Annotated in this window: 13 protein-coding genes and 1 pseudogene; 8 read left to right on the forward strand and 6 right to left on the reverse strand. The window is 71.5% G+C overall.

The genetic code is table 11. The annotated features are described in order from the left end of the window. Window positions 1-98: 98 nt before the first annotated feature. Window positions 99-833: a GntR family transcriptional regulator gene (locus Ae331Ps2_RS16750; protein ID WP_075307833.1), complete on the forward strand. Its 735-nt coding sequence runs from the start codon at window positions 99-101 to the stop codon at window positions 831-833. 23 nt (window positions 834-856) lie between these two features. Here the strand turns inward: Ae331Ps2_RS16750 and Ae331Ps2_RS16755 are convergent, their stop codons facing one another. From Ae331Ps2_RS16755 to Ae331Ps2_RS16765, 3 genes are read right to left on the reverse strand one after another with little or no spacing between them, the layout of a single operon-like run. Continuing rightward, entirely contained in the window at window positions 857-1,963 is a 1,107-nt protein-coding gene (locus Ae331Ps2_RS16755; RefSeq protein ID WP_075307831.1) for an FAD-dependent oxidoreductase, read from the reverse strand. Further along, window positions 1,960-3,213, reverse strand: a complete 1,254-nt coding sequence (locus Ae331Ps2_RS16760) for an aminotransferase class V-fold PLP-dependent enzyme (protein WP_083695656.1) — start codon at window positions 3,211-3,213, stop codon at window positions 1,960-1,962. The genes Ae331Ps2_RS16755 and Ae331Ps2_RS16760 overlap by 4 nt, the downstream gene beginning before the upstream one ends. Beyond that, window positions 3,210-4,664, reverse strand: a complete 1,455-nt coding sequence (locus Ae331Ps2_RS16765) for an aldehyde dehydrogenase (protein ID WP_233147449.1) — start codon at window positions 4,662-4,664, stop codon at window positions 3,210-3,212. The genes Ae331Ps2_RS16760 and Ae331Ps2_RS16765 overlap by 4 nt, the downstream gene beginning before the upstream one ends. A 754-nt stretch (window positions 4,665-5,418) precedes the next feature. Between Ae331Ps2_RS16765 and Ae331Ps2_RS16770 the strand changes: the two genes are divergently transcribed. The 3 genes from Ae331Ps2_RS16770 to Ae331Ps2_RS16780 all read left to right on the forward strand — a co-directional run bounded on the left by Ae331Ps2_RS16770 (window position 5,419) and on the right by Ae331Ps2_RS16780 (window position 9,236). Continuing rightward, window positions 5,419-6,843 (forward strand): MFS transporter, encoded by a 1,425-nt coding sequence (locus tag Ae331Ps2_RS16770; protein ID WP_075307829.1) that lies wholly within the window; start codon window positions 5,419-5,421, stop codon window positions 6,841-6,843. Window positions 6,844-6,886: 43 nt separating this feature from the next. Continuing rightward, window positions 6,887-7,735, forward strand: a complete 849-nt coding sequence (locus Ae331Ps2_RS16775; RefSeq protein ID WP_075312206.1) for an NAD(P)H-binding protein — start codon at window positions 6,887-6,889, stop codon at window positions 7,733-7,735. Window positions 7,736-7,844: 109 nt separating this feature from the next. Next, window positions 7,845-9,236: a DHA2 family efflux MFS transporter permease subunit gene (locus Ae331Ps2_RS16780; protein WP_083695661.1), complete on the forward strand. Its 1,392-nt coding sequence runs from the start codon at window positions 7,845-7,847 to the stop codon at window positions 9,234-9,236. Here the strand turns inward: Ae331Ps2_RS16780 and Ae331Ps2_RS16785 are convergent. The 3 genes from Ae331Ps2_RS16785 to Ae331Ps2_RS16795 form a co-directional block, all read right to left on the reverse strand. Beyond that, on the reverse strand, window positions 9,187-10,368 hold the full coding sequence (locus tag Ae331Ps2_RS16785; protein WP_020628360.1) for a CdaR family transcriptional regulator: 1,182 nt from the start codon (window positions 10,366-10,368) through the stop codon (window positions 9,187-9,189). The two genes, Ae331Ps2_RS16780 and Ae331Ps2_RS16785, sit on opposite strands and share 50 nt — an antisense overlap. 1 nt (window position 10,369) lies before the next feature. Continuing rightward, window positions 10,370-11,773 (reverse strand): PLP-dependent aminotransferase family protein, encoded by a 1,404-nt coding sequence (locus Ae331Ps2_RS16790; protein WP_337819527.1) that lies wholly within the window; start codon window positions 11,771-11,773, stop codon window positions 10,370-10,372. 67 nt (window positions 11,774-11,840) lie between these two features. Next, window positions 11,841-12,665, reverse strand: a complete 825-nt coding sequence (locus tag Ae331Ps2_RS16795; RefSeq protein WP_075329690.1) for a transposase family protein — start codon at window positions 12,663-12,665, stop codon at window positions 11,841-11,843. A 282-nt stretch (window positions 12,666-12,947) separates the two neighbouring features. On the opposite strand from Ae331Ps2_RS16795, the gene Ae331Ps2_RS16800 reads away from it, so the two are divergent. The 4 genes and pseudogenes from Ae331Ps2_RS16800 to Ae331Ps2_RS16815 all read left to right on the forward strand — a co-directional run. Then, window positions 12,948-14,357 (forward strand): MFS transporter, encoded by a 1,410-nt coding sequence (locus Ae331Ps2_RS16800; protein WP_075306997.1) that lies wholly within the window; start codon window positions 12,948-12,950, stop codon window positions 14,355-14,357. A gap of 8 nt (window positions 14,358-14,365) precedes the next feature. Then, entirely contained in the window at window positions 14,366-15,664 is a 1,299-nt protein-coding gene (locus Ae331Ps2_RS16805; protein ID WP_233147452.1) for a M20/M25/M40 family metallo-hydrolase, read from the forward strand. A gap of 214 nt (window positions 15,665-15,878) precedes the next feature. Continuing rightward, entirely contained in the window at window positions 15,879-16,703 is an 825-nt protein-coding gene (locus Ae331Ps2_RS16810; RefSeq protein WP_075329690.1) for a transposase family protein, read from the forward strand. Between the two features lie 49 nt (window positions 16,704-16,752). Continuing rightward, window positions 16,753-17,068 (forward strand): annotated as a pseudogene (locus Ae331Ps2_RS16815) (hypothetical protein); the annotation flags it as partial.

Genomic DNA, 17,068 nt, shown 5'->3' on the forward strand with positions numbered 1-17,068 from the left:
GATCCATCCCGGGTGAGCACGCACCCGTCGGCTATCGTTTCGGGTCCACCGGCGCGGTATCGCCGCCACGCGACGGCGCTGAGGACGGGGGGACGGGCATGGTCCGGCGTACACCGGATACCGACGGGACCGAGGGTGGGGCCGCGCAGGGAGCGCCGGGTGCCACGCTGGTCGACGACCTCGCCGCCCGCATCCGGGACATGATCATGGGTGGGGACATCCCGATCGGCGGCCAGCTGCGTCAGGCCGAGCTCGCCACCCTGTTCGGCGTCAGCCGCACCCCGATCCGTGAGGCGATCCGCCAGCTGCAGAACGGCGGGCTGATCGCGGTGCACCCGCACCGCGGCGCGGTCGTGCGGGTACCCGCGCCGTGGGAGGTCCGGGAGGCCTACGAGGTGCGCGCCGAGCTCGAGGCGCTCGCCGCCCGCCGCGCGGTCGCCCGGATCACCCGCGAGCAGCTCGACGAGCTGGAGAGCGACAACCGGGAGATGTACGAGCAGTCCGCCGCCCAGGGCGAGGGCCGCACACCGGTGCACCGGGCGGCCAACGACGCCTTCCACACCCTGATCTCCGAGGTCGCGGGCAACGCCCGGCTCACCCGCTCCATCGAGGACATCAACGGCGCGTTCCCGCGCAACGTGTCCTCGCAGCTGATCGTCAACGACAGCCGGCACCGCGACGAGAACTTCGCCGAGCACGAGCGGATCATCGCCGCGCTCCGCGCCGGAGACGCCGACGCCGCGGCCGCCGAGATGCGGGCGCACGTCATCGCGGCCGGTGACGCGCTGGCCCGCTGGTACGAGCAGCGCTCCGCCACGGTGTTCGTCGGCTGAGACGGATCCGCCGCCCGTCGCGGTCATGCTGCGGTCAGTCGTCGGGTGACGCCGACGAAGTCGAGGTCGGGACGGTCGATCCCCTCGCACAGGTCGGCGGCCGCCTCGCCCACGGCGGGCCCGAACTTGAACCCGTGGCCCGAGCAGGCCGCGGCGACCACCACCTGCGGCGTCGCCGGCAGCCTCCCGATGACGAAGCGGCGGTCCGTCGTCATCGTGTAGAGGCAGGCCCTCGCCTCGGCGACGTCGGTGGACGGGTGGGCGGGCACCTCCGGTACGTGCCGGGACATCAGGGTGCACAGCGCGGCGACCTCGTCCGCGGCCACCGGCTCGACGGGACGCTCGGGGTCCCAGATCCGTTCGGTGTCGGTGCCGGCCTTGTAGCCGCTGCCCGCCACGTCGGGCAGCCCGAACATCAGCCCCTGTGGCCGGTGCACCGAGAACGCGGGGAGCGACGGGGGAGCGGCGGCGGGGTGCCCCGGACGCAGTGTGACGGTGAGGATCCGCCAGGTGCTGAACAGTCCGCCGAGCTCGGGTACCAGATCGGGGACCCAGCCCGCGGTGGCGACGACCAGGCGTCGGGCCCGGACGCTGCGTCGTCCGGTGTGGACGACGACGCCCGCGTCCGGCCCGGAGCCGACGGGCGTCCAGCCCAGCACGGGCTCGTCGAAGATCAGTTCGGCGCCGTCCGTGCGGGCGGCCCCGGCCTCCAGCACACCGGCGTCCGGGTCGGAGACGGCGTGCCAGCCGTCCGGCAACGACAGCCCCGGGGCGAGCTCGCGCAGCCGGTCGGGGTCCGAGACGGTCTCGCAACCGGGGCCCTGCAGCTGTCCGGGCTCGGGGTGGGCGTAGAGCCCGCCGGTGCGGTGCAGCAGCGTCTCGCCGGTGCGCCGCTCCCAGCGCCGCCAGCCGACGTAGGCCCGCTCGACCAGCGGGTTCCACACCGGGTTCGGGTAGGCGCGGCGGATCATCCGGGTCCGCCCGTGCGAGGAGCCGCGCAGGTGGCCCTCGCCGAACCGGTCGAAGCCGATCACCCGCCGGCCGCGCGCGGCGAGCTCGTACGCCGCGGCGGTGCCGTGCACGCCCAGCCCGGCGACGACGACGTCGGCGTCGAGCACGGTGCGGGTCACCGGTGCCCCGCCGTGATCGTGTCCACGACGGACAGCAGGGCGTCGAGGTCGTCGGTGTTGTTGTAGACGTGCACCGAGGCGCGCACGACCGCGGGAACCTCGCGTGCGCCGAGATCCCACTGACCGTGGCTCGCCGGGACGGTCACGACCCGGACCCGCGCCGCGGCGAGCCGGTGCTTGACCTCGGCGGGCTCGACGCCGTCGACGGTGAAGGTCACCATCCCGGAGGTGCTCGCGGCCGGGTCGCGCACGGTCACCCCGGGCCGCGACCGCAGCTGCTCGCGCAGGTCCGCGCCGAGTGCGACCAGATGTGCGGTGGTGACGTCGAGACCCCGCTCGACCGTCTCACGGACCGCGACCCCCAGGCCGAGCCGGCAGGCGACCGAGTGCTCCCAGGTCTCGAAGCGGCGTGCGGTGCCGGCCAGGGTCCACTCGCGCTCCGCGGTCCACGCGGCACCCCGCACGTCCGGGGCGCCCGGTTCGAGGGTGGGCAGCACGGCGGGGTGCACCCAGGCGAAGGCCGTACCCCGCGGGGCCCGCAGGAACTTCCGCCCGGTCGTGACCAGTACGTCGCAGCCGATCTCGCCGACGTCGACGGGCAGGTGGCCGACCGACTGGGTGGCGTCGACGACGAGGCGTGCCCCGTGCCGGCGGGTCAGCGCGCCGAGCGCGGCGACCGGCTCCACCAGCCCGGACGACGTCGGCAGGTGAGCGACGAACACGATCGCCGGTCCACCACCGTGCAGGCTCAGCGCGAGGGCGTCGAGGTCGACGGCACCGGTCGCGGGATCGACGGGGAGGATCTCGAGCCCGGTCCCGGTGCGCCGGGCGTGGGCCATGAGGTGCAGGGCGTGGCTCACGTAGGCCGAGCGGCTCACGAGCAGCCGCGGTGTCCCGCTGCTCACGAGCGCGTCGACCAGCACCCGCAGGCCGGTGGTCGCCGTGTCGAACAACGCGATCTCCGCCGCGCGGGCACCGACGAGCTCGGCGACGTCGTCGTAGACGGCTTCGACCGCCTCACCCACCGCGGCTGCGGCCTCGTAACCACCGTCGCGCTCCTCGCGGCGGAGGTGCTCGACCACGGTGTCGACGACAGCTGCGGTCGGCAGGGCCGCGCCGGCTGCGTTCAGGTGGTGCGACTCGGTGACACCGGGGGTGCGGGCCCGTTCCGCGGCGACGTCGATCCCCGGCGCGGGTGCCGTCCCGAGGGCCGGCCGGGGGGCCGGGCCGGCGATCGACTCGGGGCTCACAGCGCCACCACGACGGCCCGGGACTCGACGAAGCCCTGCAGCGCCTCGTCACCGAGGTCCCGGCCGAGGCCGCTGTCCTTGACCCCGCCGAACGACAGGGCCGGGTCGAACACGTTGTAGGTGTTGACCCATACGGTCCCGACCTCGAGACGCGCGGCGATGCGGTGGGCGCGACCGAGGTCCCGGGTCCAGACACCGGCGGCGAGCCCGTAGGTCGAGTCGTTCGCGAGGACGAGTGCCTCGTCCTCGTGGTCGAAGGCGAGGACGCCGAGGACCGGGCCGAAGATCTCCTCCCGGGCGATCACCATGTCGTTCGTGACGCCGGTGAACAGGGTCGGTTCGACGTAGTAGCCGGGCCCGTCCGGACAACCCCCGCCCACGACGAGCTCGGCCCCTTCCGCCCGGCCCTTCTCGATGTAGCCGAGCACCTGGCTGCGCTGCTCGTGCGAGACCAGCGGTCCGACCGAGATCCCGCCGGCGAGCCCGTCGCCCATCGGGACCCGCCCGACGGCGGCCCGCAGTCGTTCGGTGAGCTCGGGCAGGATCGAGCGCTGCACGAGCAGTCGGCTGCCGGCGGTGCACATCTGGCCGGAGTGCCCGAAGGACGCACGCATCGCGGTGGTGACGACGGCGTCGAGGTCGGCGTCGTCGAAGACGATGTTGGCGCTCTTGCCGCCCAGCTCCAGCGTCGAGTGCGCGAGCCGGCCTGCCGCGGCGACACCGACCTCCCGGCCGACGGCGGTGCTGCCGGTGAACGACACCGTCGCGACGCCGGGGTGGGCGGTCAGCGCCGCGCCGACGCGGCCGTCGCCGGTCAGCACGTTCACCACTCCGGGGGGCACGCCCGCCTCGGTCAGCAACTCGGCCAGGCGCAGCATCGTCAGCGGTGTCTGCTCGGCGGGCTTGACCACCACCGGGCAGCCTGCGGCCAGGGCCGGGGCGAGCTTGAACGCGGCGGTCATGATCGGGAAGTTCCACGGCAGGATCAGCGCGGCCACCCCGACCGGCTGCAGCGTCGTGTAGACGTGGTGGGCCCCGCCGTCGATCGGGACGGTGCTGCCGGTCAACCGGCTCGGGGCGCCGGCGAAGTGCCGGAACGTGCGCGCCGCCTGGCCGGTGTCGGCCCGTGAGCGTTCGATCGGCTTGCCGTTGTCGCGGGTCTCGAGGATCGCGAGGTCCTCGAGGTCCTGCTCGATCAGGTCGGCCACCCGGTTCAGTACGGCCGCCCGCTCCAGCGGGGCGAGTCCGGACCACCGGCGGTCCCGCAGCGCGGTACCCGCGGCGGCGACGGCGGCGTCCACGTCGGCGTCGTCGGCCTGCACGGCGTGGGTCAGGACCTCCTCGGTGGCGGGGTCGACGACCGGGAACGAGGCCCGATCGCCGGCCGGGATCCGGGCCCCGTCGATGTACAGCCCGGCCGACGGCGCGAGCGAGGGCAACGAAGAACGCACGGACTCTCCTGACCTGACGTAGATTGGATCCAACATTAGGATTCTTTGGATCCGATGTGCAAGAGATTCCACACACACCGTGCGCGTGGTCGAACGACGCCGGCACGAGACGTGCCGACGGGCCGCACGGGCCGTGCGATCCGGCGGTGGTGGTGGCCGAACGGCCGACGCGGCGCAGGTTGCCGGTGGTGCTGCGGGGGGCTCGACCGGGCCAGGGGTGCCGACCTGCTCTGGCTCGCCCTCGCCCGAGTGGTCGCCCCGTCGATCCGGGCGGCCGCTGCGGATGCGGCCGGGGTCACGCGCGCGGGTCCGGAGAGCACGGGACCGCCCGAAGGCCCGTGACCGGATTCGGAGGATCTGTGTCCGAGCCGGCGTCGCAGGACCGTGGAGTCGTTTCGTGGCCAGTGGATCGTGCTGATATCGCGTTGCCGCCGAAGTGGTCGCCTGCTAGCGTCCTCGTCGGCATTCAATGGTGGGCACGATGTCCTGTGTGAGGATGTGATCGGTCAAGAAGTACGAATGAAGAGGACCGGGGTCCTCCGGCAGAGCCGGACGACAAGGACCCGCGGTTGAGGAGAGCGAAGCCACGCTCGGTCAGGTCTCTGTCTCGCTGTATTCGCGCGAGAACGCAGAGGTCGAGACCCCACTCCGGCGCCACCGCGCGCTGTCTTTTCGTCTACTTCTGACCATGCCGTTGACCTGGTGTTCGTGCTGAGGGCCGAGCGCCGGTCGACCATCTCGTAGGGATGTCGTCGTGTCCACGCCTCGTTCCGGTTCGCTGACGGCGGATCTGTCCTCCACTCGGGTGCGCACCATCATGGTGGCGCTGATGGCCGCCGTCTTCCTGTCATTGCTCGATGCTCAGGTCGTCGCCACCGCGCTGGTACGCATCGTCGGCGACCTGGGTTCCCTGAACCAGTTCGGATGGGTCACCGCGGGTTATCTCATCGGTGGTACGGTCGCATTACCGATCTGCGGCAAGTGGGGTGACCTGTTCGGCCGCAAGCAGGTGCTGGTCGTTTCCGTCGTCGTCTTCCTCGTCGGTTCGACCGGTTCCGGTCTCGCGCAGACCATGGGGCAGCTGGTCGCGTTCCGCGTCGTCCAGGGCGTCGGCAGCGGCGGTCTGTTCGTCTGCGTGCTCGCGATCATCGGCGAGATGTTCTCGCCGCGAGCGGGCGCGAGGTACTACGGCTGGATCTCCGTCACCGTCGGGGTCGCCTCTCTGGCCGGGCCGACCGTCGGTGGTGTCGTCACGGACCTGTTCGGCTGGCGCTGGACGTTCCTGATGAACCTGCCGATCGGGCTGGCGGTGATCGCGATCGTCTCGGCGACGCTGCACCTGCCTCCGCGATCCGCGCCCGGTCGAGTGCGGATCGACCACCTGGGCGCGGTGCTGCTGACCTCGGCCATCGTCGCGCTCAACCTCCTGGCGAACCAGGCCGGCAGGTCGGACCCGCGGAGCCCGGGCGTGGTCATCGGTCTCTGCATGGCCTCGGTGCTGCTCGTCGTCGCGTTCGTGCTGTCGCAGCGGCGCGCGGCCGATCCGGTCATCCCACTCTCGCTCTTCCGGAACCGGACGATCAGCGTGGTCTCGGTGGTCGACGTCATCGCCGGGTTCGTCGGCCTCGGCAGCATCAACTACCTCGTGCTCTGGCTGCAGTCGGTCGACCGGCTGGGTGCGGGCGAGTCGGGCGTGATCCTCGCGGCGATGATGCTGGCCGTCGTCGTGAGCCAGTACGGGAGCGCCCGGCTCATCGGGCGCACGGGCTCGTTCCGCTGGTACCCGCCGGCGAGCATGGCTCTCTTCGCCCTGACGGCGCTGCTCTTCGTCACCGCCGGTCCGGCGTCGCCGCTCCCGCTGACGATCCTGTACCTGCTGATGTTCGGCGTCGCGGCCGGGCTCAACCAGCAGGCGCTCACCGTCGCCGCGCGCAGCGGCGGGGGAACCCACGACATGGGCGCGGTCCACGGCGTCACGACCATGCTGCGGCAGATGGGCAGGTCCCTGGGGGCCTCCGTGTTCGCCGCGATGGTCCCGGTCGTCGTCGTCGGGTTCGTGGTCTCGCTGTTCTTCCCGAGCACCCGACTGCCCGAGGACGCGACGGCCGACGGTGCGGCCCCCGAAGGTGCGGCCCCCGAAGGTGCGGCCCCCGACGGTGCGGCCCCCGGCACGCCCTGACCCCCACCTCCCCCTGTTCCACCCCTCCACGAAGGAGACACCCATGTACCTGATCACCGGTGCCACCGGCACCGTCGGCTCCGAGCTCGTCCCGCAGCTCGTGGCCGCCGGCGAACCCGTCCGCGCGCTGACCCGGTTCCCCGAGAAGGCCGACCTCCCCGAGGGGGTCGAGGTCGTCGGAGGTGACCTCGAACGCCCCGAGAGCCTGGACGGCGTGTTCACCGGCGTGGACACCGTGTTCGTCGTCCCGCCCGGCTACGGGCACGAAGGCCCTGTGCACGAGACGAACCTCGTCGCGGCGGCCCGAGCGGCCGGCGTCGGCAAGCTCGTGAAGCTCTCGACCAGCGGGGTCGAGTTCGGCGCCACCGACCCCCTGAGCCTCGGCCACAGCAGCGGTGAGGACGTGGTGCGGGAGTCGGGCATGCGGTGGACCATCCTGCGACCCGGCACGTTCATGTCGTTCGTGGGTCAGTACGCCCGGTCCGTCGCGTCGGACGGCGTCGTCCACACCACCCAGGGGGATCCGACGTCCGCCATGGTCCACCCGCGTGACATCGCCTCGGTGGCGTACCGGGCGCTCCTCACCGACGACCACCTCGGCGCGGCTCTGCCGATCACGGGCGGTGAGGCCATCTCGCCGGCCCGCATGGTGGAGGTCGTCGCCGAGGTCGTCGGCCGGCCCGTCGCGCACGTCGAGCGAACCCCGGCCGAGGCCCGGGCCGAGTACGCCGAGCGCGGCTGGGGCGGGCCGCGGCTCGAGGCGCTCCTCGAGCTGAAGCGCCAGTCGGTCGAGTGGGACCGGACGGTGTTCGACACGGTCGAGCGCGTCACGGGCCGGGCGCCGCTCACCCTCCACGACTGGGTCACCGAGAACATCGCGCTCTTCCGCTGACGGGCGACGCGGCGTCGAGCCGGGTGTTCGTGGTTTCCACGAACTCGTGGCCCGGAAAATCGTGGTCGAGTGCATTACCCGGTCGGCCGTCGAGGGAGACGCTGGGTGCATGTCGCAGCATGTGGAGGTCGGGATCGGAGCCGGACCGACTCGACGGCGGTCACTCGGCTTCTTCGCGGTGTGCCTGGGCAACTTCGTGATCATGCTGGACACCAACATCGTCAACCTGGCGGTCCCGCACATCCAGGAGTCGCTCGGCGGCTCGTTCAGCGGGCTGCTGTGGGTCGTCAACGGCTACACGCTGGCGGTGGCCGCGCTGATCCTGTGCGGTGGCGCGATCGGAGACCGGCTCGGCAACGACCGTGCCTACCGGTTCGGTGTGCTCGGCTTCGCGGTCACCTCGCTGCTGTGCGGCCTGGCGCCGGGCCTGGAGCTGCTGATCGGCTTCCGGCTGCTGCAGGGGGTCGCGGCGGCACTGCTGCTGCCGGCCCTGCTCGGGCTGATCCCGCACCTGTTCGCCGACCCGGCCGCCCGGTCGCGCGCCGTCGCGATCTGGGGCAGCACCGGCGCGGCCGCGCTCGCCGCGGGCCCGTTGATCTCCGGACTGTTCATCGACACACTCGGCTGGCGGGCCATCTTCGTGGTGAACGTGCCGATCTGCGTCGGGATCTACCTGCTGGCCCGCCGCACGATCACCGACATCCCGCGCGGGCCGCGCCGTCCGATCGACGGGTGGGGGCAGGTGCTGGCGATCGCGGCGCTGGGCGCCCTGGCGTTCGCCCTGATGGAGGGCCCGTCGTACGGCTGGACGTCGCCGTTGATCCTGGCCGCCGGGGCGATCGTCGTGCTGGCGGTGCCCGCGTTCGTCGTCGTCCAGGCCCGCAGCGCCCATCCGCTCGTCCCGCCGCGGCTGTTCAGCGATCGCCGGTTCACCGTCGCCGCCGTCAACGGGCTGGTGTTCCAGTTCGTCTTCTTCGGCACCCTGTTCCTGCTCGCGATCTACCTGCAGACCGTGCACCGGACGAGTGCGCTGGTCGCCGGCCTGCAGCTGCTCCCGATCACCATCGCGACGGCGCTCGCCCCGCCGTTGCTCACCAGCCGGCTGATGATCGAGCGCGGGCTGAGCGTGCCGGTCTACCTGGCCGCGCTGGTCGGGGTGCCCGGCTTCCTGCTCATGTTGCTGTGCGATGCCACCTCGCCGTACTGGGTGCTCGGCGCCGCGATGGCCCTGCAGGGCCTGTGGAGCGGGCTGGCACTCCCACCGACGGCCTCGCTCGCGGTGGTCAGCCCCCCACCGGGCCTGACCGGCACGGGCAGCGGCGTGTTCAACGCCAGCCGCCAGCTCGGCGGAGTGCTGGGCGTCGCGGTGCTGGGCGGCATCATGAGCTCCGCCGATTCAGTGGTGACCGGCATGCACATCGGCATGGTCATCTGCGCGGTCGGCGTCGGCGTCATCGCGTTGCTCGTCCGGTACGCGACCGTTCCCGCATCCGCAGGGTGATCCACGAGTTCAGCAGGCCGCGCACCTCGCGCGGATCCCAGCCGGTCAGCTGTGTCCAGCGGTCCAGGCGGTACTTCACCGAGTTCGGGTGCAGGTTCAGCGACTTCGCGGCCGACGTGATCGAGAACCCGCACTCCGCGTACCCGAGGACGGCGTCGGCGAGATGAGGGTGATCGGCGGCGACGTCGCTGCCGACCTGCAGCAGCGGTGCGAGCCGTGGCCCGTGCGGCAGCAACGTCGCGGGCAGCCACTCCTCGCCGAACAGCACCGCCTCGCCGGCGCCCGCCACGGCCAGCGCCCGCTCGGCATCGACGATGCTGGCCTCGGCCCCGGCCAGGCCCGGCCGGGGCAGACCGATGCCGACGGCCTCCCCGGGGAGCGCCTCGTGCACCGTCGCGGTCACCAGGTCGGCCGCGGCGGCCTGGCACAGCACGACGCCGTGCGTTCCGCGGGTGGCGGAGTGGATCGTGCCCGGCAGCCGCCGCAGCCGTTGGCGCAGCTGGTCGAGCCCGTCCTCGGGCCGGCTCGGCAGCAGGAAGCAGACGGCCTGGAACGACCCGTCCGGGTCGAACGTCAGCGCACGGGCGAGGTGCACGGCCTCACCCGACGGGTCCTCGCCGGCGCGCAGGATCTCCAGGAACCGGTGCGTCATGGTGATCTGCACGGCGTGCTGGGAACGCAGGGTCTCGGCGTGCGCATCGGCCGAGGCACTGCTGATCAGCCGGATCCACGTCCACCACAGGTCCACGACGCGCACCAGGTGCGCCGCGAGCGGTGGCTCCCGCTCGTCGGCCCTGGCCAGCAGCACGTTCCACATCTCGCGGTAGCCGACGTGGTACGCGCCGATCATCTCCTCGACCCGCACCCCCTGCCGGGCCCGTTGCCGCCCCAGCTCCCGGGCTGCCTCGGTCTGCGCCGCCGTGGGCGGGCACCGGGCGGCGAGCCCGTCGAGCAGGCCGCGGAACTGCTCACCGACGTGCTTCTCGTGGTCGGCGCGCGGGACGTGCTCGTAGTCGGGCGACGCCGCCCGGATGTGCGTGACGATCTCCGGGACGATGACGGGCACGTCGCGGCGCACCTCGGCACACAGCCCGCGGACCTCGGGCCAGTCCTCGTCGAGCGCGCTACCCACCTCACGACCGTTCCAGCTGGGCCCACGCCAGCGCCAGCCGATCGACGAACTCGGCGGCCACGTGCGACGGTTGGGTGAACGGGACGCGGATGTGGGTGTCGTCGCGACCGGTGGCGTCCAGCGCGGGGCCGGGCAGCACCTCCACGCCGTGGCGCAGGGCGAGCTGGGCGTAGGCGGTGGCGTTCGGCCGCGGCAGCGTCACCCACAGCGCGATCCCGCCGTCGGGGCGGCGCCAGCGCCAGCTCGGCAAGCGATCGCGCAGCAGTTCCTCCAGCACGTCGAGCCGGTGCGACAGCTCGGCCGAGCGGGTCGCCATCGGCCAGCCGTGACGGCGCAGCAGCCGGGCGGCGATGGCGTGGTCGAGCAGCGGGCCGCCCAGGTCGATGAGGCTCTTGCGGTAGGTCAGGGAGTCGATGATGTCGGCGGACGCCCGCAGCCAGCCGACCCGCAGTCCTCGCCAGACGGCGTTGTCGAGCGACCCGACGGTGAGGACCTCGGCCTGCGGAGCGCCGTACGCGGCGATCGGCAGTGGTGGCGTGTCGCCGTGGGCCAACCCGATGTAGGAGTGGTCCTCGATCACCGGGACGCGGTGGCGCGCGGTGATGCGGGCCAGCGCCTGCCGGCGGGCCTGCGACATGAGGATGCCGGTGGGGTTCTGGTAGGTCGGCATCACGTAGACGAACGCGGGCGGCCGCTCGGCGAGCGTGCGGTCCAGCTCGACGGCGTCGATGCCCTCGTCGTCGAGCGGCACCCCGACCAGCTGCGCACCGGCGTTGGTGAAGATGTCGAGGTAGCCGGGCCAGCTCGGGTTCTCCACGACGACGCTCACCCCCGGCCGCACGTACAGCTGGGTGGCCAGCAGCACCGCGGGGTGCGCGCCGTTGGTCACCAGGATCTGGTCGGTGCTGGTGGGCAGCCCGGCACGGGTGTAGGAGTCGGCGACCGCCTCCCGCAGGGTGAGCAGGCCGCGCGGCTGGTAGCCCGTGCCCGACAGCAGCTCCTTGAGGTCGGACTCGACCGTCTCGCGGACCGCCTGGCCGATCCCCGCGCTGTCGTCCCAGTCGGGGATGGCGAGTGAGATGACGTCCTTCTGCCCGGTGATGAGCCGGCGCACGATCGAGGTGGTGCGGCCCTCCGGCACGGCCGCGGTGAACTCGCGCCGGGGCCGCGCCTCGAGGCTCACCCGGGTGCCGCTGCCGCGCCTGCTCACGAGCAGGCCCTCGCCGCGCAGCCGGTCGTAGGCCGCGACGACGGTCGTGCGGCTCACGGCCAGCTGGTCGGCGAGCTGACGCTCCGACGGGAGCCGCCGCCCGGGCAGCAGCGCGCCGGACTCGATCGCGTCGCGGACCGCCGCCGCGATGCGCAGGTGGAGCGGCCCGCTGCCGGCCGACCAGTCTCCGAGCACGCCGAGGATATCGGTCGGAAAACGGTCCATTTCCGATGTCATTGAGGTGTTCTCAGTAGCGGGTTGATCATGTCGTGCGGTCGTACTCGGTGTGGAGTAGTACGAGCGCAGCTGCGGTGATCGCGCCGGTGCGCCAGGGACATAGCGTGACTCGCCGCAACGCGGCGAAGGTGGTCTTGAGCAGGGCGTTTCCGCGTTCGGCCAGAGCACGAAGGGCTGAGTGCAGGGTGTTGACGGTGCGCTGGTTGACCGTCTGCCCGCGGCCGGGGGCGGGTTTGATGGGCACGGTGAGCCGGTCGGCTTCGCCTTCGTAGCCGAGGTCGCCCAGCGCGGCGTGGGTGTCGTCGGTGAACGCGGCCAGGCCCTCGAGCAGCCCGGGGTGGGTACGGGCGCAGCGGGTGTCGTGCTCGCGGCCCGGCCGCACGTCGCTGGTCCATAGCGGCCATCCATCAGGTGCGGTGAGGACCTGGATGTTCCCGCCGTGGCGGCGGTGCTTGCCCGACCACCACAGGTCGACCCCGGGGGTGAGGCCGAGCGCGCGGCACCGGTCGGTGGCGATCAGGGTGCCGTCGAGATTCACGTGGGTGTGCCCGGCTGTGCGGGCGGCGAGCAGGGCTCCGTGCAGGCCGGGTGCGGCCGCGGCGAGGACGTCGATGCCTTCGTGCAGGTAACGGTAGGCCGTTGCAGTGCTGATCGCGTTGTCACCGGCCAAACATCGGACCCGGGTAGCATCACAGAACCAGCGGATCACCAGCACTGCCTGGGCGAACGGGGTCAACGCCCGCCGCCGGGTGCCACGTCGACGGCGTTGAAGGACCAGGAGCCGCGCCAGATAGGCCACGGTGCGCTCCCCGATCGGGAGGACAGCGGTGTAGGTGACAGGATCAGACATGCAGGACCTCGGTGACGGTGTCGATCTGTGCTGGACCGAACCGATCTACCGGGGTCCTGCCCCGTTCCCGCTCATCTCACCACCCTCGGCGTGTCGCCACGACCTGCCACCCCGCTACTGAGAACACCTCATTGGCCATATCCAAAGGTGCGCGCCGCAGGAAGACTCGCCGATGGTAGTCGACGGGGGCGGCGCCGGCGAGTGATCGCTGCGCCACATGTTACAGCTGACACAAGGTTGTGTTAATTCGTTAGGCAGACTCCTTGACGGAACGAGGCTCCTATGTCTGATGCGATGACGATATCGGCGAGGCTGGACCGAATGCCGATCACCCGGCTGCACGTCATGGCAGTGGTGTGCGTCGGCCTCGGACTGTTCTTCGACACCTACGAGGTCTTCCTCGCCGGCACGCTCTCCGGCGTGCTCAAGCAGCATTTCGAGCTCGGCGCGGACCCGTTGAAGGCGGTGTTGGCGAGCGCGTTCGTCGGCCAGTTCATCGGAGCTATCTTCCTCGGCCGAGTGGCCGACCGGATCGGTCGGCGGCGGGCGTTCCTGCTGAATCTCGGGATCTATTCGTTCTTCTCGCTCGTGGGTGGCCTCGCTCCGAACGTCGAGGTGCTCGTGGTGTCGCGATTCCTCGCCGGAGTGGGCCTGGGTGCCGAGCTGGCACTGGCCGATGCCTACCTGGCCGATCTGCTGCCGGCCAGGCTGCGCGGCCGGTTCACCGCGCTCGCCTACACCGTGGGTTTCCTCGGCGTGCCGACGGCCGGGTTCCTGGCCAGCATTCTCGTGCCATTGAGCCCATTCGGCGTCGACGGCTGGCGGTGGATGTTCATCCTCGGTGCGCTCGGTGCGTTGATCGTCTGGGTGCTGCGGCGGATGCTGCCGGAGTCACCCCGCTGGCTGGAGGCCGTCGGTCGCCACGACGAGGCGGACGCGCTGATGACGAAGTGGGAGGACGCTGCCCGCGCGAGCGGAAAGGTGTTGCCGGAACCCGAGCGGAAACCGGAGAGTCCGACCGTTGCCGAGAAGATGCCGCTGTCGGCCATCTTCGCCCCTCGCTTTCGGCGCACCACCACCATGGCCTGGGTGCTCAACTTCTGCTCGGCGTTCGGCTACTACGGATTCGGCACCATCGCCCCACTGGTGCTGGCCGCGAAGGGCTATTCGATCGTCGCCTCCCTGGCCTATCTCGGGTTCATCTTCATTGGTTACCCGCTCGGCTCGGCGCTGTCCCTACCGATCGTGGAACGCGTGGAACGCAAGGTGCTGATCGCGGTGACCGCGGGTGGCATGGCGGTGGCCGGGCTGCTCTTCGGGTACGCCCAGTCGCCCGCCACGATCATCCTGTGGGGATTCATCTTCACGCTGGTGAGCAACATCTACTCGAATGCCTACCACGTCTATCACGGCGAAATCTATCCGACGGCCCTCCGGGCGACCGGTGCCGGCGTCGCGTACTCGATCAGCCGGCTGACCACGGCCGCACTGCCTTACGTCCTGCTCCCCGCGTTGGTCATCGGGCCGGAGTTCGTGTTCGGCGTGGTCGCCGCCGCGCTCGCCGTCCTGATCGTGAACGTGCTGGTGCTCGGCCCGCGGACCACCGGCAGGTCGCTGGAGTCGGTCACACCCGCGGTCGAGGGGCCCGGCCCGCTCACGGAGGTCGACCTGCCGAAGGGCCCCGCTCGATGAGCGCGCCGATGAGTGCCGAGGACGAGGCCGTCTCCATCTGCCGCGACCTGATGCGGTTCGACACGTCCAACTACGGCGACGACCGCGGGCCCGGTGAGCGGCTCGCCGCCGAGTACGCGGCGGGGCTGCTGACCGAGGTGGGTCTCGACGTCGAGCTGATCGAGCCGCGCCCGGGCCGCACGACGGTGATGGCGCGCTGGCCCGGGGCCGATCCCGAGCGGCCCGGCCTGCTGGTGCACGCCCACACCGACGTCGTGCCGGCCGAGCCCGCGCTCTGGCGCCACCACCCGTTCGGCGGGGAGATCGCCGACGGCTGCCTGTGGGGCCGTGGGGCGGTCGACATGAAGTACTTCGCGGCGCAGATGCTGGCGGTGGTCCGGGCGCGGATGCGGGCGGGTCGCCCGCCGGCGCGCGACGTCGTGCTCGCGTTCGTCGCCGACGAGGAGAACGGAGGTCGGCTCGGCGCGCGATGGCTGGTGGACAACAGACCGGAGCTGTTCGAGGGGTGCACCGAGGCGATCGGTGAGGTCGGCGGCTTCTCGGCGACGTTGCCGAACGGCCGCCGGCTCTACCTGGTGGAGACCGCGGAGAAGGGGGTCATCTGGTTCCGGGTGACCACGAAGGGGATCGCCGGGCACGGCTCCATGCTCAACTCCTCCAACGCGATCGCGCAGCTCGGTGAGATCATGCACCGGGTCGGCGAGCACCGGTTCCCGGTCCAGCTCACACCGACGACCCGGCAGTTCATCGACGCGCTGTCCGCCGAGCTGGACGAGCAGTTCCACCCGGACGACCCGGACGCGCTGCTCAAGGCGATCTCCCCGCTCGAACGGATCGTGGGCGCGTCGCTGCAGAACATCGCGTCGCCGACGTTGATCAGCGCCGGCAACAAGACCAACGTGATCCCGAGCCTGGCCAGCGCCGAGCTGGACTGCCGGTTCCTGCCGGGGCACGAGGACGAGTTCATCGCGTCCTTCGTCGCGCTGGTCGGGCCGAACGCGACGTGCGAGATCTTCTATCGGGACGTCGCGGTCGAGACGGACTTCCCGACCCCGCTCACGCACGCGATGGCGGCCAGCGTGGCCCGCCACGACCCGGGCGCCGGTGTGATCCCGTACCTGCTGCCCGCGGGTACGGACGCGAAGCACTTCAGCCGGCTCGGCATCGCCTGCTACGGCTTCGCCCCACTCAAGCTGCCGGCCGACTTCGATTTCCCGGCCGCCTTCCACGGTGTCGACGAGCGTGTTCCGGTGGATGCCCTGCGTTTCGGCGTACCCGTGCTCGACGACTTCTTCGACCGGTGCTGAGTCCCGCCCGAGAGCGGTCCAACAGTAACCGACGCGTAACGTTGACCGCCATCCAGGAAACGTGAGAACCGTATTCTGGACAGTGAGGTGTTCTCAGTAGCGGGGTGGCAGGTCGTGGCGACACGCCGAGGGTGGTGAGATGAGCGGGAACGGGGCAGGACCCCGGTAGATCGGTTCGGTCCAGCACAGATCGACACCGTCACCGAGGTCCTGCATGTCTGATCCTGTCACCTACACCGCTGTCCTCCCGATCGGGGAGCGCACCGTGGCCTATCTGGCGCGGCTCCTGGTCCTTCAACGCCGTCGACGTGGCACCCGGCGGCGGGCGTTGACCCCGTTCGCCCAGGCAGTGCTGGTGATCCGCTGGTTCTGTGATGCTACCCGGGTCCGATGTTTGGCCGGTGACAACGCGATCAGCACTGCAACGGCCTACCGTTACCTGCACGAAGGCATCGACGTCCTCGCCGCGGCCGCACCCGGCCTGCACGGAGCCCTGCTCGCCGCCCGCACAGCCGGGCACACCCACGTGAATCTCGACGGCACCCTGATCGCCACCGACCGGTGCCGCGCGCTCGGCCTCACCCCCGGGGTCGACCTGTGGTGGTCGGGCAAGCACCGCCGCCACGGCGGGAACATCCAGGTCCTCACCGCACCTGATGGATGGCCGCTATGGACCAGCGACGTGCGGCCGGGCCGCGAGCACGACACCCGCTGCGCCCGTACCCACCCCGGGCTGCTCGAGGGCCTGGCCGCGTTCACCGACGACACCCACGCCGCGCTGGGCGACCTCGGCTACGAAGGCGAAGCCGACCGGCTCACCGTGCCCATCAAACCCGCCCCCGGCCGCGGGCAGACGGTCAACCAGCGCACCGTCAACACCCTGCACTCAGCCCTTCGTGCTCTGGCCGAACGCGGAAACGCCCTGCTCAAGACCACCTTCGCCGCGTTGCGGCGAGTCACGCTATGTCCCTGGCGCACCGGCGCGATCACCGCAGCTGCGCTCGTACTACTCCACACCGAGTACGACCGCACGACATGATCAACCCGCTACTGAGAACACCTCACTGTCCGACATGGGGAGACGACGAATGACCACGAATTCAGTCCGAGAAATCGCCGCCGATCTCGCGGCCGACGCCGCGCTCTTGGAGATCGCCGAGAACGTCGGCATCTCCACGCTGCTCGACGGGGAGGCCCCGTTCTCCCTGGCCGAGGTCACCGCGCTCGCCTCGGTCCCCGAGGCCGGGGCACGGTCCTTCCTCGGGGCGCTGGTCGCCGCCGGCCTGCTCGATCCCGCGGGCGAGGACAGCTTCACCCCGTGCGCCGACATGGCCGACCGGCGCTACGCCGCGGGCTACCTGTCCTGGTCGCTCACCGCGAATCGGCCCTACCTCGACCACGCGG

Source organism: Pseudonocardia sp. Ae331_Ps2 (assembly GCF_001932405.1).
In the GTDB taxonomy this organism is placed as follows: domain Bacteria; phylum Actinomycetota; class Actinomycetes; order Mycobacteriales; family Pseudonocardiaceae; genus Pseudonocardia.

Coding starts and splice junctions, on each gene's coding strand:
- Ae331Ps2_RS16750 (WP_075307833.1), top strand. CDS start 99: ATGGTCCGGCGTACACCGGATACCGACGGGACCGAGGGTGGGGCCGCG.
- Ae331Ps2_RS16775 (WP_075312206.1), top strand. CDS start 6,887: ATGTACCTGATCACCGGTGCCACCGGCACCGTCGGCTCCGAGCTCGTC.
- Ae331Ps2_RS16780 (WP_083695661.1), top strand. CDS start 7,845: ATGTCGCAGCATGTGGAGGTCGGGATCGGAGCCGGACCGACTCGACGG.
- Ae331Ps2_RS16795 (WP_075329690.1), bottom strand. CDS start 12,665: ATGTCTGATCCTGTCACCTACACCGCTGTCCTCCCGATCGGGGAGCGC.
- Ae331Ps2_RS16800 (WP_075306997.1), top strand. CDS start 12,948: ATGTCTGATGCGATGACGATATCGGCGAGGCTGGACCGAATGCCGATC.
- Ae331Ps2_RS16805 (WP_233147452.1), top strand. CDS start 14,366: ATGAGTGCCGAGGACGAGGCCGTCTCCATCTGCCGCGACCTGATGCGG.
- Ae331Ps2_RS16810 (WP_075329690.1), top strand. CDS start 15,879: ATGTCTGATCCTGTCACCTACACCGCTGTCCTCCCGATCGGGGAGCGC.